Source organism: Magnetospirillum fulvum MGU-K5 (assembly GCF_000442515.1).
Lineage (GTDB): Bacteria > Pseudomonadota > Alphaproteobacteria > Rhodospirillales > Magnetospirillaceae > Phaeospirillum > Phaeospirillum fulvum_B.
On sequence record NZ_AQPH01000030.1, the window covers coordinates 1 to 23,345 of the forward strand.

Sequence of the window (23,345 nt, forward strand, 5' to 3'; positions counted from 1 at the left end):
CCAGGGACTCGTCCCTGGACCCTAAAGATGGTAAAGTTGTCGCCAGTATTTAATCTAAAATGTGTTTTTTGCCGTCTAAATTATATCTTATGGTGGTGCCATGGATTGGAGAGTTGCTCGGGAAGATACCGTTAGAGAAATTCTACGAGAAGCGGAGCTTTACATTTCGGCTCAAGTTCAGCTGAGTATCGCTGCTGACCAGCGTGCAGTTACTGTGTCAGGGGCGATTGCAACGATTTTGACGGCAATAACAGCCGCTGGGTTAGCTGCATTTTTAAGTTCTAGTCCAAATTTTGATATTGTGTATGCAGCAACAGTTTCGGGGACAATCATGATGATTGCCCTGTGTTGCGCGATCTACGCCGCGCGGCCTGTGCCATTTCGTCCACCGGGGAACTGCCCGGAGATGTGGTATGATGATGACTTCGGAGTTAAAATTAATATCCAGCTTGGACATCAGGCGGAAATATACAATGCCTTTATTAAGGAAAACAATGCCACCCTTGCGCGAAATGCTGTTTGGATTAGGCTTTCTCTATTCCTAACAGTGGCGGCACCTATCGCAGGAGTTTTGGTTGCCGTGCTTTAGGTGGAGAAATGGAAATTATTTTCCACTTGGCTTAGCTGGGGGCTTCGGCGGTGGGGGCTTTGGTTTGTTGTCAAAAGCAATTGTTGGATTTGTGCGGATATTGCCCTTTGTTACAGGAGGAGGCTTTTTGGGCTGAACATAAATTTCGCTATGCATGATATTTGCCCGTCGCGAGGGGGTAATATTATTTAATCCTATTCAAGGATCATCAAAAAGTCACGCTTGATGTGACACTTATCAACATATTGGCGCTCCCTTGAACGCAGGATATTGACCATATTCAAGATTATGGAATTGGTTCCAAGGGCTGTGCCCTTGGCGGGTTTGGGCAGAGCCCATTAATGCCGATGAATTCGCAGCTTGGGGCGTGACAGCGCCGCCGCCCGGTTTATCATGGGTCTTGCCATCGTTTCTGAAGCGGGATCATGCCGGTGACTGAGTCTTACACCCCCCCTCCCGTTCATCGCCGCCCTGTCGCGGTCTGGCGCGGTCTGTCGTTCAAACAAGCGGTGGCGACCCTGGTGATCGCCCTGGGATTGGGAGCGGTAACCGGGGCCTGGGACATGGTGTCGGATTACCGCCGCCTGCGCGCCGACGTCTCGTCCGGCGTTGCCGCCAACATGGCTCTGGTGCGCGGCATGGCCGCCGAAGCCGCCTTCATGCTGAACGGCGATCTGGCGCGCGAGGTCGTCGATGGTCTGGCGCTTGATCCGCTGGCGGCGGAAATTCGCCTCACCGATAATTTCGGCGGGGTGTTGGCCCAGAACGTCCGTCCGCCCGAGCCGGTGGCGTTTCCCGATCTGGCCAAAACCCTGTTCGGTGATCTGGTCCCCCATTCGGTGGGGCTGCGCAACGGAAACGGCGGGGCGATGTCCGAGGTCGGGCGGCTTGACCTCAGGCTCGATCCCGGTCGCCTGCTCAACCGCTATCTCGGCCATATCGCCAGCAATGCCGCCGCCGGGGCCGCCCGCACCATCGTTTTGTGCCTGCTGGTGGTCGCGGTGTTCTACTGGCTGATTACCCAGCCGCTGTTGCGGATCATCGGCTCGATTGCCCGGGTCGATCCGGCCCGCCCTGGGGCCTTTCCGATCGAGTTGCCCCGCCGCCACCGCAACGATGAATTGGGGCGGCTGGGCGAGACGGTCAATGCCTTGTTGTCGGCCTCGCAAAGCGGATTGGACCAGCGCGACGCCGCCGAAGCCGAACTGGCCGCGCTGGCCCGCGATCTTGAGACCCGGGTGGTCGAGCGGACCGCCGAACTGGAGCGCGAGAAGCAGGGGGTCGAGCGAGCCAATGCCGAACTGGAAAAAGCCAACCGCTTCATTTCCGACGGCATCCGCTATGCCAGCCGGATTCAGACCGCTTTGTTGCCGGATTCCGCCGCACTCGAAGGGCTGGTCGATGAGATCGTGATCGGCTGGCGGCCGTTCGACATCGTCGGTGGCGATTATTACTGGATCGGCCGCTTCGGTGACAAAGCGGTGATCGCGGTGATGGATTGCACCGGCCATGGCGTTCCCGGTGCCTTCATGACCGCCGTGGTATCGTCAATCCTCGCTCGCATCCTGCATCACCACGGTCATGACGATCCCGCCACCATCCTCGGCCTGCTCGACGGTCTGGTCCGTACCGCCCTGCGCCAGGATCGCGACGACGGTCCCGCCGACGACGGTCTCGACGCGGCGATTTGCGTCCTCGATGCCGGAAGCAGCCGTTTGTCCTTTGCCGGGGCCAATCTGCCGCTGACGATCTGGGAAAATGGCGAGATCCGCTCGATCCGGGGCGACCGCCGCAGCCTGGGCTATCGCGAGACCCGGCCGGTGATCGCTTTTACCAATCATGTCGTCGAGATCGTGCCGGGCAGCACCTTCTATCTTTACACCGACGGCGTCACCGACCAGATCGGCGGCCCCACCCGCCGTCTGTTCGGCCGGCAACGGTTGCAGGACGCGCTGACCCGCTGCGGCGACCGTCCGTTGGAGGAGCAGAAGGATTATCTGCTGGCTGAACTCGATGCGTGGCGGGGCGAGCAACCGCGACGCGACGACATGACCTTCGTCGCCTTCCGGCCACGTCCCTCTAACGGCTAAGCAGAGCGATCCATCGTATTTGTATAAAATTGCGAGTATTTCCCAGATTAAACATTCTCCACGTCTAATGTTTGATGACGTCAGACATCGGCGATTACAAAAGTAGAGAAGTGTGGTAGGGAGGTCGCAGGGGTAAATTATCAATCAAATTTATAAGGCGCTGGGGGATTTCGGGTTATGGCTATCGAATTGCGTCGGATGCCGATCTACGTCCGGCTTGGTCTAATCGTAGTAGTTGCCGTCATTATCACGTTGTTCGATCTGGTCGGCAGTCTGCGGCAATATTCCGAAATGATACACAGCGCCCGGCTCGACCGGGTCAAGACTGCGGTCGAGGCGGCCCATTCGATCGCTGCCAGCTTTGCCGCCCGCGCCGCGAAGGGGGAGATGACCACCGAGGCGGCGCAGGACGCGGCCAAGGCGGCCATCCACGATCTGCGCTATGCCGGGAATGAATACGTCTTCATCGTCAGCCTCGACGGGGTGGTGCAACTGCAACCGTCCAATGACGGGCTGGTCGGCAAGAATCTGCTTGGCCTCAAGGACGTCAATGGAGTCGCCTTCATCGCCGAGACGGTCAAAGTCGTCCGCGAGAAGGGCGAAGGCTCGGTCGAATATCGCTGGCCCAAGGCGGGGTCGAGCACGCCGGAACCCAAGCTGTCCTTCGTTAAGGGAATCCCTGAATGGGGCTGGGCCATCGGCACCGGCGTCTATACCGACGATATCGCCGCGACGGAGCAGGCTCTGACCCTGCGCGAAGGGGCGCGGGCGTTGGCGGAACTGGCGCTGCTGGTCCTGCTCGCCGCGCTGATCGGTCGCGCCATTGCCCGGCCGCTGCGGACGCTGACCAGCGAAATGCGGCGTCTGGCCGGGGGGGACCACTCCTTTGAAATTTCGCGGGATCAGGGGGCCGAAATTGGCGAAATGCAGGCGGCGGTGCAGGTGTTCAAGGACAATGCCATCGAGGTGCGCCGCCTGACCGAGGCCAACGCGGATTCCCAGCGTCAGGCCGAGGCCGCCCGCCACGCCCTGCTGCTGTCGCTGGCCGAGGAGTTCGAGCGCTCGGTCAACCGGGTGGTGGACGATGTGTCGAATGCGGCGGGGCAATTGAGCACCACCGCCGAAAGCATGGCGGCGGTCACCGACGACGCCGCACGCCAGTCCGACACCGTCGCCGCGGCGACGGAAGAAGCGTCGGCCAACGTTCAGACCGTTGCCGCCGCGACCGAGGAACTCAGCTCCTCGATCACCGAAATATCGCGTCAGGTCAATCAATCGGCGGCGATTTCGAATGCCGCCGTCGATGCCGCCCGCCACACCGATACCATCGTGCGTGGCCTGTCCGAGGCGGCGCAAAAGATTGGCGACGTCGTCAATCTGATCAACGATATCGCGGCGCAGACCAATCTTCTCGCCCTGAACGCCACTATCGAGGCGGCGCGGGCGGGCGATGCGGGCAAGGGCTTTGCCGTCGTCGCGGGCGAGGTCAAACACCTTGCCAATCAGACCGGCCGCGCCACCGATGAAATTGCCCAGCAGGTGTCGGGCGTGCAGGGCGCAACCCGCGAAGCGGTTGATGCGATCAGCGGGATCGCCAGCACGATCGAGGAAATCAGCCGGATCGGCGCGGCGATCGCTTCGGCGGTCGAGCAGCAAGGCGCCGCGACCCAGGAAATCAGCCGCAACACCCAGCAGGCGGCGACCGGCACCGGGATCGTCACCCAGACGGTTGGCCGGGTTGCCTCCGCCGTTTCCAAGGCCGGTCAATCGGCTCAGGAGGTGCGGGAGCAAGCCGGGCAGTTGGCCGGGGATTCCGCGGTACTGAAGCAGGCGGTGGCCCGCTTCCTGGAGGGTATCCGCGCCTGATCCGATCGGACGTGGAGGCGGGGGGAAACCCCCAGGGTGTGCGCCGGGCTTGACTTTCGCCCGGCCCCGCCCGCACTCTTGCCTGACAGACCGAAGGGGAGCCTCCGCGCATGGAGGCTGAGAGGCCGGCAGACGCGTCGGCGACCCTTGGAACCTGATCCGGGTCATGCCGGCGAAGGGATCGGAATTACCGCCATCCTCCCCACTTCGCCGCTCGATCCGCAACATCCGTTACAGGAAAGAGGCGAGGATGTCCGACCAAGCTGCTCCCCCGGTCTCTCCCCGGGTCACCACCGGCCCCCTGCCGGGATCGCGGAAGATCCATGTCGAGGGATCGCGCGCCGACCTGCGGGTCGCGATGCGCGAGATCGATCTGGCCTCCAGCGCGGCGGAACCGCCGGTCCGGCTGTATGACTGTTCCGGGCCTTATACCGATCCGGCGGTCAGCGTCGATATCACCCGTGGCCTGCCGCCGCTGCGCGCCGCCTGGATCGCCGAACGCGGCGATGTCGAGACCTATCCCGGCCGTCCCCACCGCCCCGAGGATGACGGCTTGAAGCCGGGCGAGACGATCGGGGTGCCCGTGTTCGATCGCGGCGGCCGTCTGCCGCTGCGGGCCAAGCCGGGATGCCGCCCGACCCAGCTTGCCTATGCCCGCGCCGGGATCGTCACCCCCGAAATGGAATATGTCGCGATCCGCGAAAACCTGCGCCGGGCCGACGCGATCGCCAACGGGCCGCGCGACGGCGAATCCTTTGGGGCCGAGATTCCGGACGTCATCACGCCCGAATTCGTCCGTTCCGAAATCGCGCGCGGCCGGGCCATCCTGCCCGCCAACCTCAACCATCCCGAAGCCGAGCCGATGATTATCGGTCGTAACTTCCTGACCAAGATCAACGCCAATATCGGCAATTCCGCCGTCGCGTCCTCGGTCGAGGAAGAGGTCGAGAAGATGGTGTGGGCGATCCGCTGGGGTGCCGACACCGTGATGGATCTGTCGACCGGACGGCACATCCACGCCACCCGCGAATGGATCATCCGCAACAGCCCGGTGCCGATCGGGACGGTGCCGATCTATCAGGCGTTGGAAAAGGTCGATGGCAAGGCCGAAGACCTGACCTGGGAAATCTTCCGCGATACCCTGATCGAACAGGCTGAACAGGGCGTCGATTACGTTACCGTTCATGCCGGGCTGCGTCTCGCCCACATTCCGCTGACCGCAAAGCGGGTCACCGGGATCGTCAGCCGGGGCGGCTCGATCATGGCGAAGTGGTGTCTGGCTCACCACCGCGAGAACTTCCTCTACACCCATTTCGATGAGCTGTGCGAACTGCTGACCGCCTATGACGTCGGCATTTCGCTGGGCGACGGTTTGCGTCCCGGCTCGATCGCCGATGGGAACGACGCCGCCCAGTTCGCCGAACTGGAAACGCTGGGTGAACTGACCCACCGCGCCTGGGCGCTTGATGCCCAGGTGATGATCGAAGGCCCCGGTCACGTGCCGATGCACAAGATCAAGGTCAATGTCGAAAAGCAGCTGGCTCTGTGCGGCGAAGCGCCGTTCTACACCCTCGGGCCGCTGGTGACCGACATTGCCCCCGGCTATGACCACATCACCAGCGCGATCGGCGCGGCGATGATCGGTTGGTTCGGCACCGCGATGCTGTGCTACGTCACCCCGAAGGAGCATCTGGGGCTGCCCGACCGCCAGGACGTCCGCGAAGGTGTCGTCACCTACAAGCTGGCCGCCCATGCCGCCGATCTGGCCAAGGGACATCCCGCCGCCCGGCTGCGTGACGATGCACTGTCCCGCGCCCGTTTCGAATTCCGCTGGAAGGATCAGTTCCACCTCTCGCTCGATCCGGAAAAGGCTCAGGACTTCCACGACCAGCACCTGCCCGCCGAAGGGGCCAAGCTGGCCCATTTCTGCTCGATGTGCGGTCCGAAATTCTGCTCGATGAAGATCAGCCAGGAAGTCCGCGACGCCGCCAACGCCGAGGCGGAGGCGGTGGCCGGAATGGACAGCATGAGCGAGAAATTCCTCGCCGAGGGCGGAGAGATCTACAAAACCGAAAAACCGGCGGCGGAGTAAGCCGAAACGCGGGAGAAGGGATGTGGGCACCGCCCACACCCGCAAGGGGCCAGCGGCCCCTTGACCCGCATCGGCTTGGTTTCCAAAGAAAAAGCGGGGCAATGCCCCGCTTTTATTGTGTCTTGGATCGAACCAAACCGTGTCGTGCCGACCCCAATTACGGGAGAAGGACCTCGACACGACGGTTCTGCGGCTCACGGACACCATCGGGGGTGGCGACCAGCGGGTCGGACTTGCCCTTGCCGACGACGTCGATCTGAGCAGCCGGGATGCCGAGCTTCACCAGTTCGGCCTTCACGGCGTTACCGCGCTTGATCGACAGAGCCTGGTTGTAACGTTCGCTGCCCGACAGATCGGTGTGGCCGGTCAGGTCGATGCGGGTGATCGCGGTGCTCTTGGCGGTACCGGCGGCCTGCTGGATGATGCGAGCGGCTTCCGGGGTGATCACGGCCTTGTCGAAGTCGAAGAACACGATGAAGTTACGCTTCGCCGCGACCGGCTTGGCGGCAACCGGGGCCGGGGCCGGAGCGGCAACCGGAGCCGGAGCAGCCTGGACCGGAACCGGAGCGGGGGCCGGGGCGTTGAACTTGTAGGTGAAGCCGACCAGCAGGGCGTGGTCGTGGTATTCGTTGTCGAGATTGATGCCGTTATCGATGACCCGGGTGTTGTATTCGAGGGTGGCGAAGTAGCGATACTGCGCCTTCAGCTCGACATTGCGGCTGACGTCGTACCCGACACCGGCAAAGCCCTGATAGGCGAACTGCCAATCATTGCCTTTATAGATTTTATCGCCATAGATCTTGATCTTATCCGCATTGATGTTGGCGACGCCGACACCGGCACCGACGAACGGATGCCAACGCGAATCGGGCAGGAATTCATAGATACCGTTGGCCATCGTCGCCAGGACGGCAGTGTGGCCATTCAGCTCAATGCTGCCATTGGCCGTGTCCATTTTGTTCAGCGAGTTGTCGCGATAGCTCAGTTCGCCTTCGACTTTCCACGGGCCGAACGCGTAACCGACCTGACCCTGGGCCAACCAGCCGATGTCCGACGTATTTTTGCCGGTCTCACCCATGGCCCTTATCCGGCTGTCCTCAAGAAGGCTGGCACCGGTGTCGACGCCGACATACCACTGAGCATGGGCCAAGGTGGGCATCGTCGCAGCGACCGCAGCCGCGGCGAGCAGAGTTTTAAGGTTTTTCATTGTGGATAATTTTCTCGCATTACGGGTTTTGATGCGCGGAGGGCTGTGGCGTGATCTGATCTCGCGGGATACAGCCTTGAGCCGCGTCTCAAGGAAGAAGCGGGGCAATGCCCCGGTCAGATATGGCTCTGAGAGAGAATCGCAGGTCCAGGAGCCGCTGGCTCCTGGCGGGTGTGGGCAGAGCCCACGACCTCGATTAGCGTTTGATCCCGCAGGCCTTGTCGGCGGCGGTCAGGGCGTCTCCGAATCCACCAAGACCGATGGTGGCGGTGAGGTCGGCCCCTTTGGCCGGGCTGGCGCGCAAGGTGGCGTCCTTGCCCTTGCGCATCGAGGCGATGATCGCCTTGTCGGTGGTGGCGTCGCGAGCCCAGGCGCGGTCGCCGCGGGTGAACAGGGTGTACTTCATCGCACCGATCTGAAGCTCGGCGTCGGAGTCCTTTTTGAAGCCATAGGCCCCGTTCAGGCTGATCTCGTCCTGGCCCTTCGAGCCGGGGCGGTGGGTGACGATCAGGTAGGTGGTGGTCTTTCCCTTTTCCCCCCCGACGACCTTATCGGCGGCGGCGGCGAGGTAGCAGGTTTTGGCGGCACCGTCGCCATAGGTGAAGGATTCCCAAACTCCGAATTTTCCCAGTCGCTTGGTGGTATCGGCGGCGGCTGCGTTGGCGGCGACGGCCGGGCTTTGAAGGGCGAAAAGGGCAGCCAGGGCGGCGGCGGCAAGGCGGAACGTCATGGAATCCTCGTGATCAACTGATACCGGAACAAGAATCGAAAAGGGCCCAGCCTCGCGGCGGGGCCCTCTCGTGACTGTCGTGCCGACCCCAATTACGGGAGGACGATCTCGACGCGACGGTTCTGCGGCTCGCGGACGCCATCGGGAGTGGCGACCAGCGGATCGGACTTGCCCTTGCCGACGACGTCGATCTGCGACGCCGGGATGCCGAGCTTCACCAGTTCGGCCTTCACGGCGTTACCGCGCTTGATCGACAGAGCCTGGTTGTAACGCTCGCTGCCCGACAGATCGGTGTGGCCGGTCAGGTCGATGCGGGTGACGGCGGTGCTCTTGGCGGTACCGGCGGCCTGCTGGATGATGCGAGCGGCTTCCGGGGTGATCACGGCCTTGTCGAAGTCGAAGAACACGATGAAGTTACGCTTCGCCGCGACCGGCTTGGCGGGAACCGGGGCCGGGGCCGGAGCGGCAACCGGAGCCGGAGCAGCCTGGACCGGAACCGGAGCGGGGGCCGGGGCGTTGAACTTGTAGGTGAAGCCAACGAGCAGCGCGTGGTCGCGGTATTCGTTGTCGTTCTTGTGGCCGACGTTGACGCTCGACTTGGTGTCGTAATCGAGGGTGGCGAAGTAGCGATACTGCGCCTTCAGCTCGACATTGCGGGTCACGTCGTAACCGACACCGGCAAAGCCCTGATAGGCGAACTGCCAGTCGTCACCCTTGTAGATTTCGGTGTTGCCGACGCGAACCTTGCCCGCATCGACGTTGGCGGCACCGATACCGACACCGACGAAGGGATGCCACTTCGAGTCGGGCAGGAATTCGTAGATGCCGTTGGCCATCGTCGCCAGGGCGGTGGTGTTGCCGTGCGCCGACTTGTTGCCATCAATCTTGTTGAGGCCGTTGTCACGGTAGCTCAGTTCGCCTTCGACCTTCCACGGGCCGAACGCATAACCAACCTGACCCTGGGTCAGCCAACCGATGTCCGACTCGGCCTTGTGCTTGCCGTCGAGGGCCTTCAGCTTGTTTTCCTCAAGAAGGCTGGCACCGGCGTCGACGCCGACATACCACTGAGCATGGGCCAAGGTGGGCATCGTCGCAGCGACCGCCGCAGCGGCGAGCAGAATCTTAAGGTTTCGCATGTGGGGTAACCTTCCCGTAATGATGATGCCGCTACGCGGACGGCTATTGCGTGTTCTTATATCGCGCTGAGAGGGCGGGCGGCAAGGATACCGCCGTGTGTCGCCGCGCTTCCTTCGCGAGCGTTGCTAATAAGCCACAGTGTGCGGAAAGTACCCATACCCTGTCGCGACAATCGCGGCAGGGTATGGGATCCGTAATGTTGTGGAGTTCGGGGCTGTCGCGCCGGGATCAGGACCCGGCCGGACTATCCGAGTCTGGGGTCAGTGCTGCGGTTTCGGCCTGCGCTTTCAGTCGGTGAAGCGAGCTGAGGGCCATCGGAATGGTGGCCAGATACAGACACCCCATCACCGACAGGGTCAGCCACGGCTCGGTGACCAGAAACGCCGCCGCCAGTCCGACGAACAGCAGGATCGGCAGCACCCATTTGTGGGGAATCCGCACCTTCTTGAACGAGAAGGTGGGGAGCTGGCTGACCATCAGGAACGAAACGCCCAACAGGAAGATCGCGACGATGATCGGCTTGTCGAAGAAGCCCGACCCGAACTGGATGGTCAGGATCAGCGGCAACAGCACCAGTCCGGCGGCGGCCGGGGCCGGGACGCCGGTGAAGAAGTTCGATGCATAAGGCGGCAGATCGGGTTCGCCGATCATCGTGTTGAAGCGGGCCAGCCGCAGGGCGCAGCAGACCGAGAACAGCAACACCAACGCCCAGCCGAAGCCACCAGCGTCACGCATCGTCCAGAAATACAGCACCATCGCCGGAGCGACCCCGAAGCTGACGAAATCCGACAGCGAATCGAGTTCGGCTCCGAATTTCGAGGTGCCGTGGAGCAACCGGGCGACCCGCCCGTCCAGCCCGTCGAGGATCGCGGCCAGAACGGTGGCGATAACCGCCTCCCGCCACAGGCCGTGAACCGCGAACCGGATCGAAGTCAACCCGGCGCAAAGCGCCAGCAACGTCATCACGTTGGGTATCAGCCGCTTTACCGAAAGACCGGGGATGCGGGGCTGGCGCTTGCGACGGAAGATCATCAGCGGGTCTCGAACGGACGCGCGGCCTCGGTCGAGGCGAGATCGGCCACCACGGTTTCACCGGCGACGATCGACTGACCGGCGGCAACCAGGGTGGTGGTTCCGGCGGGCAGGTAGAGGTCGATGCGGCTGAGGTGATGGCTGCGCAGATGCAGCGAGGAAAGCCCGTTCTTGCCGTTCAGGCAGCATTTCAGGTTGCAGGCCGTGGTGCCGTCGCACAGCGCGTCTTTCTCGCCCTTGAAGAAGCGGCGATAGAGCTTGTCGCCCAGCTGCTTGATCGGCTCGACGTTGAAGCGCAGCACGCCGAAACGTTCACCGGCGACGACCTTCTGACCCTCGGTCAGGTCGAACGCGACGTCACGGGCGATCGCACCGGCATACTGCACCACCGCGACCTTGGCCCCATTGGCCCGGTCGAACACATAGGCGGCGCGGGTGTTCTCGGCCTCGGCCTCGGGCAGGGACACCAGATGGAACTGGCCTTCGGTGAACACGGCCTTCGACACGGTGGCGTCGGTGGGGACGCGGGCGATCTGGACCGAGGCCAGGCTGCGCAGGACGGTGATGCGCGGCAGCGGCGCGGTGCCCAGGCCCAGTTCGGCCGGGGGAACGGCGCTGTCGACCGCGCTGACGGTGCCATCGGCGGCGCCGACGATCAGGCCGTCACGGGTGGGGGTGACACGCTGGGGGTCTCGGAAGAACCAGACCGTCCACAAGGTGGCGAAGAAACCGAGCCAGCCCAAAAAGCCCCAGATGTGGCCGAGAATGTACGCGGCCACCGCAGCGGCGGCGATGAAGGGCCAGCCCGCGCGGTTGATGGGGAATGAGAGATACTTCTTTGTCAGGGTAGAAAAGTCCTGGGTCTGCATTTACACCCTCCGGATCATGGGCCCGGCCTCAATACGGCCGGGACATTGACTTTGTATACCGCCGCACCCGGGCCTTTTCACCCCGAAAGCAGTCCGAATATCAGGGTTATTCCCCCCGCTCGGGTCCGGCAGAGATTGCAATTTCATCGTTGGGGAAGAGTAAAAACCTGCCCTGGATAAATCAGGTCGGGATTGCGGATGCGGTCGCGATTGGCGGTGAAGATCGACGTATAGGCGGTCCCTTCGCCATAGACGCGCCGCGCGATCCGCCACAGCGACGTTCCCGCCGAAACCACCACTTCGCCCGCGCCGGGACGGGCCAGCGGCGCACCCGGGGTCCAGGGGGTTTCGATCCGGGCCAGCACCTTGCCCTTGGGATCGACCAGATCCACCCGCAGCCGGTGGCTGTCGCCGCCCGGCTTCGCTCCGGCGATGCGCCAGTTGCCGTCGGCATCGGCCTCGGCGCGGCCCAGGAAGCCGTCATCAAGATAGACGTGAACCCGGCTGCCCGCCGGGGCCTTGCCCGACACGAACAGGCGGCCCTTATCGTCGTGATCGACCAGATCGAGCGATAACGCGCCGTCGCTCAGCCCGCCCGGCCCTTGCAACAACAAGGTGCCGCCGGTCGGCGCGCTTTTCAGTACCAGCGCCGGTCCGGCACCGCGTTCGGGCACCACCAGCACCACCGGGTTTCCGGATTCCAGAACCTCGCCGTCGGGGTTGACCGCCCTCAGCCGCAATTCACGGCTGCCCGGCGGTAAGGCTTCGGCCGGAACGAACACCCATTCGCCCCGCGGATCGGCGGTGACCCGCCCCAATTCGGTGTCGCCGTCGAGAATGATGACCTGTGCCCCCGGCTGGGCGCGCCCGGCAATCACCGAATTACCCTCGGTACCGATGCGGACGACGTCGAAGCTGGGGCGTCGGGCGTCGGGGATCGGCGCGCTGGCGGGAGCGGCCGCCGGGATGGATGCCGTGGGCGCGACCTCTTCGCGCTCGTGCTCGAAGGCGAGCAGGGCGGCGACGATCGCGACGGCAAGTCCAAAGAAGGCGACGAGGGTTGGTCGGGTCAAAGGAGCCTCGAAGGCTATGACAGAACGGGGCAAAGCCTATCAGGTCGACACCCCGCTGTCACGGTCATGCGACGCGCACGGGCATTCCCTGACTGGAAAAGCCCCCTGAGCGGTACTACCTTATATTACCGCCATCGATTGAAGGAGTGCAGAGATGTCCAAGGCCGATCTCTCCATCGGTCCCACCCAACGCGTCCGGGTGTGGGATTTGCCGGTCCGTCTGTTCCACTGGTCGTTGGCCGCTTTGTTCGCCGTGCTGTGGATCAGCGGGTATAACGGCAAGCTTGGCCTTCATCTGAGCGCCGGGGCGTTGATCCTCACCCTGCTGCTGTTCCGGCTGGCCTGGGGATTTGGCGGCAGCCCCACCGCCCGCTTTTCCGGCTTTATCCGTGGGCCGGGGACGGTGTTCACCTATCTGCGCCGGGGCAAGGAATCCGGGGTCTGGTCCGGACTGGGCCATAATCCGCTGGGCGGTTGGAGCGTGACCGTCCTGATCGGGCTCTTGCTGCTCCAGACCGGGACCGGCCTGTTCTCGACCGACGATATCGCCACCGACGGGCCACTGGCCTGGGCGGTGTCGAGCGGGACGGTGAAGTCGCTGTCGTCGCTGCACCGGCTGGGCGGCTGGGTCCTGCTCGGTCTGGCCGGGTTGCACATTTCCGCGATTCTCTATTATCGCTTCGGTAAGAACGAAGACCTGATCACCCCGATGATCGGTGGCGAGGCGGATTTGTCTCCCGACATCGCCGCCCGCGCGCCCAAGGAGCCGTTCGCCAGCGGGCAAAAGGCCCTGGGTCTGCTGATCCTGGCCGCGTTGCTGGTGTATGGCGGGCTGGCGATCTGGGGGCGGTGATCCTTCATACCAACCGGCCAATGACTTGGCCGGTTGTATTGTCCCTCGCCGGGCGGGCGCATCCGCGCCCTTGGCCGCCGCCGCAATGGCGGCCGGATACCGGCCAGTCGCTTAAGCCGAGGCTTGGCCGGTATCTTTCCTTGCCAAAACGAGGTCGGACGGTGTAAACGACCCCCTTTCAAGCGCGGCACCCCTGGAGGCCGCGCCTTTTGTCCTGTCAGGAGTAAATCCATGTCTGATGCGATCTCTATCGTCGCTGAATTGCGCGATCGGAGCGGAAAGGGGGCCGCCCGTGCCGTTCGTCGTTCCGGTAAGGTGCCCGGAGTCATTTACGGCGAAAAGCAGGCTGCCGTCCTCGTCCAGTTCGATCCCCGCGTTCTGTGGGCCCAGCTGAACAAGCCCGGTTTCTACACCCAGCTGTTCGACATCGATCTCGGCAACGGCACCCGCGAGCGCGCCCTGGCCCGCGACGTCCAGTTCCACCCGGTTTCGGACCAGCCGGTCCACGTCGATTTCCTGCGCGTGTCGGCCGACCATGCCATCCACGTCAAGGTGCCGGTCCACGTCGCTAACGAGCTGAAGTCTCCGGGCGTCAAGAAGGGCGGCGTCGTCAATATCGAGCTGCACGAAATCGAGCTGGTGTGCAGCCCCGATGCGATCCCGCACGGCCTGACCGTCGATATCTCGGCGCTTGAGATCGGTCATTCGGTCCACCTGAAGGACATCGCTCTCCCCGCCGGGGTGAAGCCCTACCACCTGTCGCCCGAGGTCACCGTGATCTCGATCTCCGCGCCGACCGTTGCTCTGGCCGCGGCCGAGGGCGAAGCGGCTCCGGCCACTCCGGCGGCTGCCGGCTGACATGCTGTTACTGGTGGGACTGGGCAATCCCGGCCCGGACTACGCCAGGAATCGGCATAATATCGGCTTCATGGCGGCGGACCTTCTGGCCCGCCGCCATTCCTTCGGACCTTGGCGGTCGCGCTTCCAGGGCGAGACCGCCGAGGGAAGCATCAACGGCGAGAAGGTGTTGGCGCTAAAGCCTGCCACCTTCATGAATCTGTCCGGCCAGTCGGTGGCCGCAGCGGCCCGTTTCCTCAAGATTCCCCTGTCCGATATCGTCGTGCTGCATGACGAACTCGATCTGCCGCCCGGTCGGCTGCGGGTCAAGACCGGCGGTGGGGCCGGGGGACATAACGGCCTCAAAAGCATCGATTCCCATCTCGGCAAGGAGTATCGCCGGGTCCGGCTCGGCATCGGCCATCCCGGCGACAAGGATCGGGTGGCGGGCTATGTGCTGTCCGATTTCGCCAAGGCCGACGAAAGCTGGCTGCCGCCGCTGCTCGACGCCGTGGCCGAGTCCTTTCCGTTGCTGCTGAGTGGTGACGAGGCCGGATTCATGAACCGTGTCAGCGTCCTGACCCAGCCGCCGAAGCCCAAGAGTGTGCGGCCCCCCGCGCCGGCGCTCCCGTCGGGAGCCGCGCCCGCCGCGCCTCCCTCCGAACCGCCCCCGCCCTCTGGCGGTGCCTTGGCCGAGGCGCTGCGTGCGGCGATGACCAAACCCTTCAGGAAGGATTAGACCCCCATGGGCTTCAATTGCGGCATCGTCGGCCTGCCCAACGTCGGCAAGAGCACCCTGTTCAACGCGCTGACCCAGACCGCGGCGGCTCAGGCGGCCAATTATCCCTTCTGCACCATCGAGCCGAATGTCGGCCGCGTTGCCGTGCCCGATCCCCGGCTTGACCAACTGGTTGTGATCGCCAAGAGCCAGAAGGAAATCCCGACCCAGCTTGAATTCGTCGATATCGCCGGTCTGGTGCGTGGCGCCAGCAAGGGCGAAGGGCTGGGCAACCAGTTCCTCGCCAATATCCGCGAGGTCGATGCGATCGTCCACGTCCTGCGCTGTTTCGAGGATGGCGACATCACCCATGTCGAGGGCAATGTCGATCCGGTCCGCGATGCCGAGACGATTGAGACCGAGTTGATGCTGGCCGATCTCGATTCGCTCGAACGCCGCTTCACCCCGCTCGAGAAGAAGGCGAAGAACAACGACAAGGAAGCCAAGGCCCAGGTCGAGGTGATGGCTCCGCTGTTGGCCGCCCTGCGGGAAGGCAAGCCCGCCCGCACCGTCCGCTTCGACGACGAGGACCAGCGCCGGATCGTCCGCACCCTTGGTCTGATGACGACTAAGCCGGTCCTCTATGTCTGCAACGTCGATGAGGCCAGCGCCGCCACCGGCAACGATTTCTCGGCCAAGGTCGCCGCCTTTGCCGCCGCCGAGGGCAACAGCCACGTCGTGATCTCGGCCGCGATCGAAGCCGAAATCGCCCAGATCGGTTCCGACGAAGAGCGGGCCGAATTCCTCGAAACCCTGGGGCTGGGCGAAACCGGCCTGACCCGGGTGATCCGCGCCGGGTACGAGTTGCTCCACCTCGTCACCTTCTTCACCGTTGGTCCCAAGGAAGCCCGCGCCTGGACGGTGCAGAAGGGGGCCAAGGCTCCCAACGCCGCCGGGGTGATCCACACCGATTTCGAACGCGGCTTCATCCGCGCCGAAACCGTCGCCTATGACGATTTCATCGCCTGCGGTGGCGAGGCCGGATCGAAGGAAGCGGGCAAGATGCGGCTGGAGGGCAAGGAATACGTCGTTCAGGACGGCGACATCTTCCACTTCCTTTTCAACGTCTAAAGCATGACGCATTCAATCTGCATCACGCTTTAGACGATTCAGATATCCCCCTCGCCGGGCGCCACCTCCGGTGGCTTGGCCACGGCCGCAATGGCCGCAATCGCATCGTGCGTCAGATTTGACGCACGATGCTCTAGACTGTTGGGGGCGTTTGCCCCCACACCCCCAATCGGGAGGCTTATACCAAGCTGCACGGACCGGACCGATCCGTGCAGGCCCTCATTTGCCGGGCGCGGCCCATCCGGGCCGCTTGGCTTCGCGCCACGAGGCGCGCAGCCCTTCGGGCCTAACCAAACTGCATGAGTTCCACTCAATGCAGTTTGGTATTAGCCTCCCGAACCCTCCGGATATCTAGCGTTTTGGGATCGTCACCCCCGGGCGTGACCCGGGGGTCGGCCATGACGGGTCGGCTGTTTCTAACTCATTAAAATAAAAAGAAACGGGTCCGGGCGGTTGCCCGGCCGCGCAGCGGGATTTGTCCGCCCCGTCCTCAATCGATGCCGTAATCCTGGATGCGGACGACGTAATCGCTGCTGCCGCCCAACTGGCTGCGCAAGGTGGCGGCGTCCTCGCAATCGATGACGAAGGTTCGGATCGCGTCGAGCGCGCATTCCTCGGGTTTACGGCCCAGAGTGCGGGCGGCGGTATACAGGCGCTGGGCGAGATCGAGGGGGATGTCGATACGCACCGACAAGGCTCCTTTGCTATTTTCTTGATTCTCGCTCCGGTTCCGACGAAAACCCAGCACCATGAGCTCGCTGACCGACCATATCGCGCTTCGGCGCACCTTCGCCATCATCTCCCACCCCGATGCGGGTAAGACCACGCTGACGGAAAAGCTGCTGCTGTTCGGCGGAGCGATCCAGCTGGCCGGTGCCGTGCGTGCGCGCGGCGAACAGCGCCGCACCCGTTCGGACTGGATGGCGATCGAAAAAGAGCGCGGCATTTCGGTGTCGGCCTCGGTGATGACGTTCGAGCATGAAGGGATGACCTTCAACCTGCTCGACACGCCTGGCCACGAAGACTTTTCCGAGGACACTTACCGCACCCTGACCGCCGTCGATTCGGCGATCATGGTGCTGGATGCGGCCAAGGGTATCGAAACCCAGACCCGCAAGCTGTTCGAGGTCTGTCGTCTGCGCGACGTGCCGATCGTCACCTTCATCAACAAGGTTGACCGCGAAGGCCGCGAGACTTTCGATCTGCTCGACGAGATCGAGAAGACGCTGGCGCTCGATGTCTCGCCGGTGACGTGGCCGATCGGGATGGGCCGCGATCTGAAGGGCGTTTACGACCTGACCCGCGATCGCGTCATCCTGTTCGATCCCGGTCGCGGCGATCACATCGCCGAAATCGGTCTCGATGCCACCCTGGATTCGCCCGAACTCGACCGCGCCGTAGGCAAGGCGGCGGCGGAGAAGCTGCGCGAAGAGGTCGAGTTGGTCCGCGCTGGGTTCCCCGAATTCGATATCGAGGCGTTCCGCGCCGGTCACCAGACCCCGGTGTTCTTCGGCAGCGCGCTGAAGACCTTCGGTGTCGCCGAATTGCTGCGCGGCGTCGGCCGGTTGTCGCCGCCGCCGATGGCGCGCAAGGCCGCGACCCGCACCGTTGCTCCCGACGAGACCAAGGTCACCGGCTTCGTCTTCAAGGTCCAGGCCAACATGGACCCCAACCACCGCGACCGGATCGCCTTCTTCCGAATCTGCTCGGGCACGTTCCGGCGCGGGATGAAGCTGCGCCACGTCCGCACCGGCAAGGCGATGGCTCTGGTCAACCCGGTGTTCTTCCTCGCCCGCGACCGTGAACTGGCCGAGGAAGCGTTCCCCGGCGACATCATGGGCATTCCCAATCACGGCCAGTTGCGGATCGGCGATACCTTGTCTGAATCCGAGGATTTGAACTTCCTCGGCATCCCGACCTTTGCCCCCGAAGTGCTGCGCCGGGTTCGGCTCGATGATCCGATGAAGGCCAAGCAATTGAAGAAGGCGTTGGAGGATCTGGCCGAGGAAGGCGTCAGCCAGGTGTTCAAGCCCCAGGACGGCTCGACCTGGATCGTCGGTGTGGTCGGACCGTTGCAGTTCGACGTGCTGACCACCCGGATCGAAAGCGAATATTCGATCAAGGCCGGGTTCGAAGAAGCACCGTTCGTCACCGCCCGCTGGGTCGCCTGCGATGACGACGCGACGTTGCGCCGCTTCATCGATTCCAACAAATCCAACATGGCCGAGGATCGCGACGGCGGGCTGGTCTATCTCGCCCGCAATTCTTGGCAATTGACCCGCGCCCAGCAGGATTTCGAAACCGTCCGCTTTACCGCGACCCGCGAACAGCATTAACCGAACTTAACATCGACGACACTGGACGGGGGGCGATTCGCCCCCCAGATTGTGGGCGATTTGTCGTAACCCCGGAAGGCTAATGACCATGACCCCCCAGGAACGATCCTTGATCCAGAGCGTCTTTGACCGTTTGGCGCGTCTGGCGGGCTCTCCCAAGGATAGCGAGGCCGAGGCGCTGATCCTCGCCTCGATCAGACAGATTCCCGACGCTCCCTACCAGCTGGTTCAGGCGGTGGTGGTGCAGGAGCAGGCCCTCAACGAGGCCGAGGCCCGCATCGCCGAGCTTCAGCGCCAGTTGGCCGAAGCCCAGTCCCGCGCCGCCCAGCCCGCGCCGCAGCCTGCGGGTGGTGGGCTGTTCTCCGGCCTCAATCCGTGGGGCCGCTCGCGGATGCCGCAGACCCCCGCCGCTCCGGCGCCGGGCTATGCTCCGCCCGGTTTCGGCGGCGGTCAGCCTGCGTATGGCCAGCCCGGCTATCCCCAGCCTCAGCCCAGCCCGTGGGGCGGCGCGCCGTCGGCGGGCGGCAGCTTCCTGCGCACGGCGGCGGGAACCGCCGTCGGTGTTGCGGGCGGCGTGATGCTGGCCGAGGGACTGTCCAACATGTTTGGCGGCCATGCCGCGGCGGCGGCCGCTGCGCCCCATGTCCCCCCTGCCGCCGACCCTGCGGCCGCTCCGGTGTCTTATGACACCCAGGTCGCCGATACCGGCGGCAATGACGGCGGCGATTATGCCGATAGCGGGTTCGACAGCGGCTTCGACGACAGCGCGTTCTGATCCTTGAACCCGGCGCCCGTTGACGGGGAACCGATCAACGGGCGTCCGTCCTTGATGGGGCCAAGGCGGTACGCCACCCCTTTGGGTTGGGCCTCTCACCCCTCCCCACCCGGCTTTCCCGGTTACCGTCACCAAATCGAAACGAAATAAGGCTTCTATTCCATGGAGTTAGGCCGGTTGGTTTCCGGCCTTGACACGGGTGGGCCTACCCCTTATGGTGCCCGCGCTTTTGGCACCGTCGGGCCAATGGGGGCTTTTCGAGGACTACGGCATGGCTGATCCCGAGACGACCCCGTCCCTGGAGGAGTTCGAATCCCGTCTGCGCAGCGCGCGGGCGCGGGAAAACGAAGATTCCGGACGGGAGGCGGAGCGCAAGGGCGGCCCCACCAGTATGGGGCTTGGCTTTCGCATCGGCATCGAACTTGTTGTCGGGCTGGTGATGGGGACGGGGTTTGGCTGGGTCCTCGACCTGTGGCTGAGAACCGGCCCTTGGTTGATGCTGCTGTTTCTCTTCCTGGGAGGAGCGGCCGGTGTCATGAATGTTCTCCGCGTCATGCGCGGCCTGGATCAGACGGTCGGTTTCGGCCAGGCGCAACGGCGCGCCGGACAGGCGCAGGACCATTGAAAGAGGCGTGCAGTGGCTAATCCAATCGAACAGTTCAAGATCCTGCCGTTGGTTCCCCTCAAGGTCGCGGGCGTGGACATCTCGTTCACGAATTCGGCGGCGATGATGGTGCTGGCGGTCTGTCTGTCCACCCTGTTCCTGACGCTGTCGGTCCGCTCGCGCGCCCTGGTTCCGGGCCGCTGGCAGTCGCTGGCGGAAATCTTCTACGAATTCATCGCCGGAATGTTGCGCGACAATGTGGGGTCGGAAGGGCGGCGCTATTTCCCCTTCATCTTCACCCTGTTCATGTTCGTGCTGTTCGGCAACGTGCTGGGCTTGCTGCCGATCCCGGCGATCGGCTTCACCTACACCAGCCATATCATCGTCACCTTCGCCCTGGCGGCGGTGGTGTTTGTCGGTGTGACCCTGATCGGCTTTTGGCGTCACGGCTTCCACTTCCTGCGGATGTTCTTCCCGGAAGGTGCGCCGCTGGTGACCGCCGTCGTTCTGGTTCCGATTGAGATCATTTCGTACCTGTCGCGTCCGATCAGCCTGTCGGTCCGACTGTTCGCGAACATGACCGCCGGGCATATCATCCTGAAGATTCTGGGCGGCTTTGTCGTCACCCTGGGTTCGATGTATATCCTGCCGGGCGTTCTTCCCTTCGCCTTCCTGTCGGCGGTGACGGTACTGGAAATCGGTATCGCCCTCTTGCAGGCGTATGTCTTCACCGTGCTGACCTGCATTTACCTGCACGACGCCATCCACATGCATTAAGGCCGGCGGCGGGTCCGCGGCTTGATTTTCTGTCCTTGAAGGAGCTTGAGGAACATGGATTACGAATCTGCGAAAGTGATCGGTGCTGGTCTGGCCGCCATCGGTGTGATCGGTTCGGGTGTTGGCGTCGGCTCGGTTTGGTCGTCGCTGATCGCCACTGTTGGCCGCAATCCGTCGGCCAAGTCTAACGTCGAGCTTTATGCCTGGATCGGCTTCGCGGTGACCGAAGCCATCGCGCTGTTCGCCCTGGTCATTTCGCTGATGATCCTCTTCAAGTAGGACGGCGGTTCTCCTCGGAGGACGGGAACGGCGCCGCGCGGGAACTTCCCGGTCGCGGCCCACCCCGTCTTCGGGGGGAGAATAAAGCTCGCTCGTCCCTCATTCTCCAGGAGCTTCCGGGATGCCCCAGTTCGACCCGGCATTGTTCACGCCGCAGCTATTCTGGCTGTTGCTCACCTTCATCGCGCTCTATGCGTTGATGGCCCTGGTGGCCCTGCCCAAGATTGGCGCCGTTCTCGACGAGCGTCAGCGCAGGATCGACGACAACCTCGACAAAGCCGCGCAGCTGAAGGCCGAAGCCGACGCCGCCGTGGCCGCCTATGAAAAGGCGCTGGCCGAGTCCCGGGCCCAGGCCCAGAAAGTCATTCGCGAAGCTGCCGACCGTCTTGCCCGCGAGGCGGACGAACGTAGCCGCGCCCAGGCCGCGCATCTTGCCGACCTCATCAAGTCCGGCGAACAGCGGATCGCCGCCGCCAAGGCTCAGGCCCTGGCCAATGTCCGCACCGTTGCCACCGACGTTGCCGCTTCGGTGGTCGAGCGTCTGGTCGGTAAAGCGGCCAATCAGGCCAAGCTGGACGCTTCGGTGACCGCCGCTTTCGAGGAGCAGGGCCGATGATCTCCACCGCTTATGCCGCGACGACCGAGGCCGCCGCTCACGCCGGTCCGTTCTATACCGAAGCCCATTTCTGGGTGAACGTCGCCTTCCTGATGGTGATCGGTCTGGCGTGGCGTCCGGTGGCCCGCGCCATCGCCGCCGCTCTCGACGCCCGGTCCGCCAAGATCAAAGGCCGGATCGACGAAGCCCATCGCCTGCGCGAAGAGGCCCAGGAGCTGCTGGCGACCTATCAGCGCAAGCAGCGGGACGCGATGCGTGAGGCCGAGGAAATCATCGCCCACGCCAAGGCCGAAGCCGAGCGTCTGGCCCAGCAGGCCGCCCGCGATCTGGAAGTCCAGATGAAGCGGCGCGAGCAGATGGCGCTGGACCGCATCGCCCAGGCCGAAGCCCAGGCGCTGAAGGAAGTTCAGCACGCCGCCGTCGATATCGCGATCTCTGCCGCCACCAAGGTGATCGGTGAGACCCTGTCGGCCGGTCAGCGCGGCACCCTGGTCGATCAGTCGATCGGTTCTCTGTCGGGTAAGCTGCACTAAGCCGACCCGACATCAGGCTGGTATTTTTTAGGGCGGTCCGTCGCAACGGGCCGCCCTATTTGTTTGTGCGCGTCGTGGGGTATGTGGGCTCTGCCCACCCCCGCCAGGGGCCAGCGGCCCCTGGACCGGCGAGCCTTTGGCGCTGCGCGCTCGGCCAAAACCGGGGCAGCGGCCCATGCCCAAATCGTGATGACATCAGGGGAGGTTTGGAGGCGACAGCCTCCAAGCAGGGAGCGGGGCGGCAGCCCCGGAATGGGGTTAGAGCGTGGGCTCTGCCCACCCCCGCCAGGGGCCTGCGGCCCCTGGACCGGCGAGCCTTTGGCGCTGCGCGCCCGGCCAAAACCGGGGCAGCGGCCCATGCCCAAATCTTGATGAAACCAGGGGAGGTTTGGAGGCGAATGCCTCCAAGCGGGGTGTGGGGCGGCAGCCCCATAGGAGAGGGGGCGGAACAACCGCCCCCGCTGGCTACAGACCGAGTTCGCTGAGGATCCGCGCCGCCGCGATAGCGGGATCGGCGGCGGAGGTGATCGGGCGACCGATGACCAGGACGTCGGCTCCACGCTCGCGGGCTTCGGCCGGGGTCAGGAACCGCTTCTGATCGCCGGTTTCGCTCCAGGCCGGGCGAATGCCGGGGACGACCAGGGTGAAGTCCGGGCCGCATTCGGCGCGCACCGCTTCAATTTCCAGCGGCGAGCAGACGATGCCGTCGGCCCCGTTTTCCTGGGCGAGACGAGCGAGGCGGCGGACCTGATCATTGACCGCACCAGAGAAACCGACCGCTTCGGCGGCGGCCTGATCAAGGCTGGTCAGGATCGTCACCGCGATCACCTTGGGCCGGATCACAGCGTATTTGGCAGCGGTCTCGGTGGCGGCATCGGCGGCGGCGCGGATCATCTCGGCCCCACCCGAAGCGTGCAGGGTGGTGATCGAAACGCCGAGGCGGGTCACCGCGCGCATCGCGGCGGCGACGGTGTTGGGAATGTCGTGCAGCTTGAGGTCGATGAACAGCGGCAACCCAAAGTCCTGGATTGCGGTCAGACCGGCCGGGCCATTGGCGGTGAAATATTCCAGTCCGACCTTCAGACCGCCGACCTTACCAGTCAGGGTGCGGGCCAAAGCGGCGGCGGAGTCGGGCTCGGTGGTGTCGAGGGCGACGAAAACGGGATTGGCGGCGGTCATGTCTTTACTCAGAAGAAAGGGA

General features: G+C 63.8%; 23 protein-coding genes and 1 riboswitch. Of the genes, 15 read left to right on the forward strand and 8 right to left on the reverse strand.

What is annotated here, in order from left to right; all coding sequences use genetic code 11:
* Positions 1 to 100 precede the first annotated feature (100 nt).
* The 4 genes from K678_RS18615 to thiC all read left to right on the forward strand — a co-directional run bounded on the left by K678_RS18615 (position 101) and on the right by thiC (position 6,637).
* Complete coding sequence (locus K678_RS18615; protein WP_155804508.1) at positions 101 to 589, forward strand: hypothetical protein; 489 nt, start codon at positions 101 to 103, stop codon at positions 587 to 589.
* 425 nt (positions 590 to 1,014) lie between these two features.
* Positions 1,015 to 2,679 (forward strand): SpoIIE family protein phosphatase, encoded by a 1,665-nt coding sequence (locus K678_RS09095; protein WP_021132166.1) that lies wholly within the window; start codon positions 1,015 to 1,017, stop codon positions 2,677 to 2,679.
* A gap of 177 nt (positions 2,680 to 2,856) precedes the next feature.
* Positions 2,857 to 4,545, forward strand: coding sequence for a methyl-accepting chemotaxis protein (locus K678_RS09100; protein WP_021132167.1), 1,689 nt, complete (start codon positions 2,857 to 2,859; stop codon positions 4,543 to 4,545).
* 84 nt (positions 4,546 to 4,629) lie between these two features.
* Positions 4,630 to 4,743, forward strand: a riboswitch (TPP riboswitch).
* A 52-nt stretch (positions 4,744 to 4,795) separates the two neighbouring features.
* Complete coding sequence (thiC, locus tag K678_RS09105; RefSeq protein WP_021132168.1) at positions 4,796 to 6,637, forward strand: phosphomethylpyrimidine synthase ThiC; 1,842 nt, start codon at positions 4,796 to 4,798, stop codon at positions 6,635 to 6,637.
* Positions 6,638 to 6,794: 157 nt separating this feature from the next.
* Here the strand turns inward: thiC and K678_RS09110 are convergent, their stop codons facing one another.
* The 6 genes from K678_RS09110 to K678_RS09135 all read right to left on the reverse strand — a co-directional run bounded on the left by K678_RS09110 (position 6,795) and on the right by K678_RS09135 (position 12,685).
* The gene (locus tag K678_RS09110; RefSeq protein ID WP_021132169.1) at positions 6,795 to 7,844 is read right to left on the reverse strand and encodes an OmpA family protein; all 1,050 of its coding nucleotides are present in this window, start codon (positions 7,842 to 7,844) and stop codon (positions 6,795 to 6,797) included.
* 196 nt (positions 7,845 to 8,040) lie between these two features.
* Positions 8,041 to 8,574 (reverse strand): invasion associated locus B family protein, encoded by a 534-nt coding sequence (locus K678_RS09115; RefSeq protein WP_021132170.1) that lies wholly within the window; start codon positions 8,572 to 8,574, stop codon positions 8,041 to 8,043.
* A gap of 92 nt (positions 8,575 to 8,666) precedes the next feature.
* Positions 8,667 to 9,710, reverse strand: a complete 1,044-nt coding sequence (locus K678_RS09120) for an OmpA family protein (protein WP_021132171.1) — start codon at positions 9,708 to 9,710, stop codon at positions 8,667 to 8,669.
* A 229-nt stretch (positions 9,711 to 9,939) separates the two neighbouring features.
* Positions 9,940 to 10,743, reverse strand: a complete 804-nt coding sequence (pssA, locus tag K678_RS09125; RefSeq protein ID WP_021132172.1) for a CDP-diacylglycerol--serine O-phosphatidyltransferase — start codon at positions 10,741 to 10,743, stop codon at positions 9,940 to 9,942.
* Positions 10,743 to 11,612, reverse strand: a complete 870-nt coding sequence (locus K678_RS09130) for a phosphatidylserine decarboxylase (protein ID WP_021132173.1) — start codon at positions 11,610 to 11,612, stop codon at positions 10,743 to 10,745. The genes pssA and K678_RS09130 overlap by 1 nt, the downstream gene beginning before the upstream one ends.
* Positions 11,613 to 11,755: 143 nt before the next feature.
* A complete protein-coding gene (locus K678_RS09135; protein ID WP_021132174.1) occupies positions 11,756 to 12,685 on the reverse strand; it encodes a LysM peptidoglycan-binding domain-containing protein in 930 nt (309 codons plus the stop codon).
* Between the two features lie 154 nt (positions 12,686 to 12,839).
* Here K678_RS09135 and K678_RS09140 point away from each other — a divergent pair, with 154 nt between their 5' ends.
* The 4 genes from K678_RS09140 to ychF all read left to right on the forward strand — a co-directional run bounded on the left by K678_RS09140 (position 12,840) and on the right by ychF (position 16,224).
* A complete protein-coding gene (locus K678_RS09140) occupies positions 12,840 to 13,538 on the forward strand; it encodes a cytochrome b/b6 domain-containing protein (RefSeq protein WP_021132175.1) in 699 nt (232 codons plus the stop codon).
* A gap of 231 nt (positions 13,539 to 13,769) precedes the next feature.
* Complete coding sequence (locus tag K678_RS09145; protein ID WP_021132176.1) at positions 13,770 to 14,396, forward strand: 50S ribosomal protein L25/general stress protein Ctc; 627 nt, start codon at positions 13,770 to 13,772, stop codon at positions 14,394 to 14,396.
* A 1-nt stretch (position 14,397) separates the two neighbouring features.
* Positions 14,398 to 15,114, forward strand: coding sequence for an aminoacyl-tRNA hydrolase (pth, locus tag K678_RS09150; RefSeq protein ID WP_021132177.1), 717 nt, complete (start codon positions 14,398 to 14,400; stop codon positions 15,112 to 15,114).
* 6 nt (positions 15,115 to 15,120) lie between these two features.
* Positions 15,121 to 16,224 (forward strand): redox-regulated ATPase YchF, encoded by a 1,104-nt coding sequence (gene ychF, locus K678_RS09155; RefSeq protein WP_021132178.1) that lies wholly within the window; start codon positions 15,121 to 15,123, stop codon positions 16,222 to 16,224.
* A 490-nt stretch (positions 16,225 to 16,714) separates the two neighbouring features.
* Here ychF and K678_RS09160 read toward each other — a convergent pair whose 3' ends face one another.
* A complete protein-coding gene (locus K678_RS09160; RefSeq protein WP_039852638.1) occupies positions 16,715 to 16,912 on the reverse strand; it encodes a hypothetical protein in 198 nt (65 codons plus the stop codon).
* A gap of 61 nt (positions 16,913 to 16,973) precedes the next feature.
* Between K678_RS09160 and K678_RS09165 the strand changes: the two genes are divergently transcribed.
* The 7 genes from K678_RS09165 to K678_RS09195 all read left to right on the forward strand — a co-directional run bounded on the left by K678_RS09165 (position 16,974) and on the right by K678_RS09195 (position 22,144).
* The gene (locus K678_RS09165; RefSeq protein ID WP_021132180.1) at positions 16,974 to 18,560 is read left to right on the forward strand and encodes a peptide chain release factor 3; all 1,587 of its coding nucleotides are present in this window, start codon (positions 16,974 to 16,976) and stop codon (positions 18,558 to 18,560) included.
* A gap of 82 nt (positions 18,561 to 18,642) precedes the next feature.
* Positions 18,643 to 19,335 (forward strand): DUF2076 domain-containing protein, encoded by a 693-nt coding sequence (locus tag K678_RS09170; RefSeq protein WP_021132181.1) that lies wholly within the window; start codon positions 18,643 to 18,645, stop codon positions 19,333 to 19,335.
* A 271-nt stretch (positions 19,336 to 19,606) separates the two neighbouring features.
* On the forward strand, positions 19,607 to 19,960 hold the full coding sequence (locus K678_RS09175) for an AtpZ/AtpI family protein (RefSeq protein WP_021132182.1): 354 nt from the start codon (positions 19,607 to 19,609) through the stop codon (positions 19,958 to 19,960).
* A 12-nt stretch (positions 19,961 to 19,972) separates the two neighbouring features.
* Positions 19,973 to 20,716, forward strand: a complete 744-nt coding sequence (locus K678_RS09180; RefSeq protein ID WP_021132183.1) for a F0F1 ATP synthase subunit A — start codon at positions 19,973 to 19,975, stop codon at positions 20,714 to 20,716.
* Between the two features lie 54 nt (positions 20,717 to 20,770).
* Positions 20,771 to 20,995, forward strand: coding sequence for an ATP synthase subunit C (locus K678_RS09185; protein WP_002730311.1), 225 nt, complete (start codon positions 20,771 to 20,773; stop codon positions 20,993 to 20,995).
* Positions 20,996 to 21,116: 121 nt separating this feature from the next.
* The gene (locus K678_RS09190) at positions 21,117 to 21,611 is read left to right on the forward strand and encodes a F0F1 ATP synthase subunit B family protein (RefSeq protein ID WP_021132184.1); all 495 of its coding nucleotides are present in this window, start codon (positions 21,117 to 21,119) and stop codon (positions 21,609 to 21,611) included.
* Entirely contained in the window at positions 21,608 to 22,144 is a 537-nt protein-coding gene (locus K678_RS09195) for a F0F1 ATP synthase subunit B family protein (protein ID WP_021132185.1), read from the forward strand. Before K678_RS09190 ends, K678_RS09195 begins: the two co-directional genes overlap by 4 nt.
* A 465-nt stretch (positions 22,145 to 22,609) precedes the next feature.
* On the opposite strand, the gene pyrF is transcribed toward K678_RS09195, so the two are convergent.
* Entirely contained in the window at positions 22,610 to 23,323 is a 714-nt protein-coding gene (gene pyrF / locus K678_RS09200; protein ID WP_021132186.1) for an orotidine-5'-phosphate decarboxylase, read from the reverse strand.
* Positions 23,324 to 23,345 lie beyond the last annotated feature (22 nt).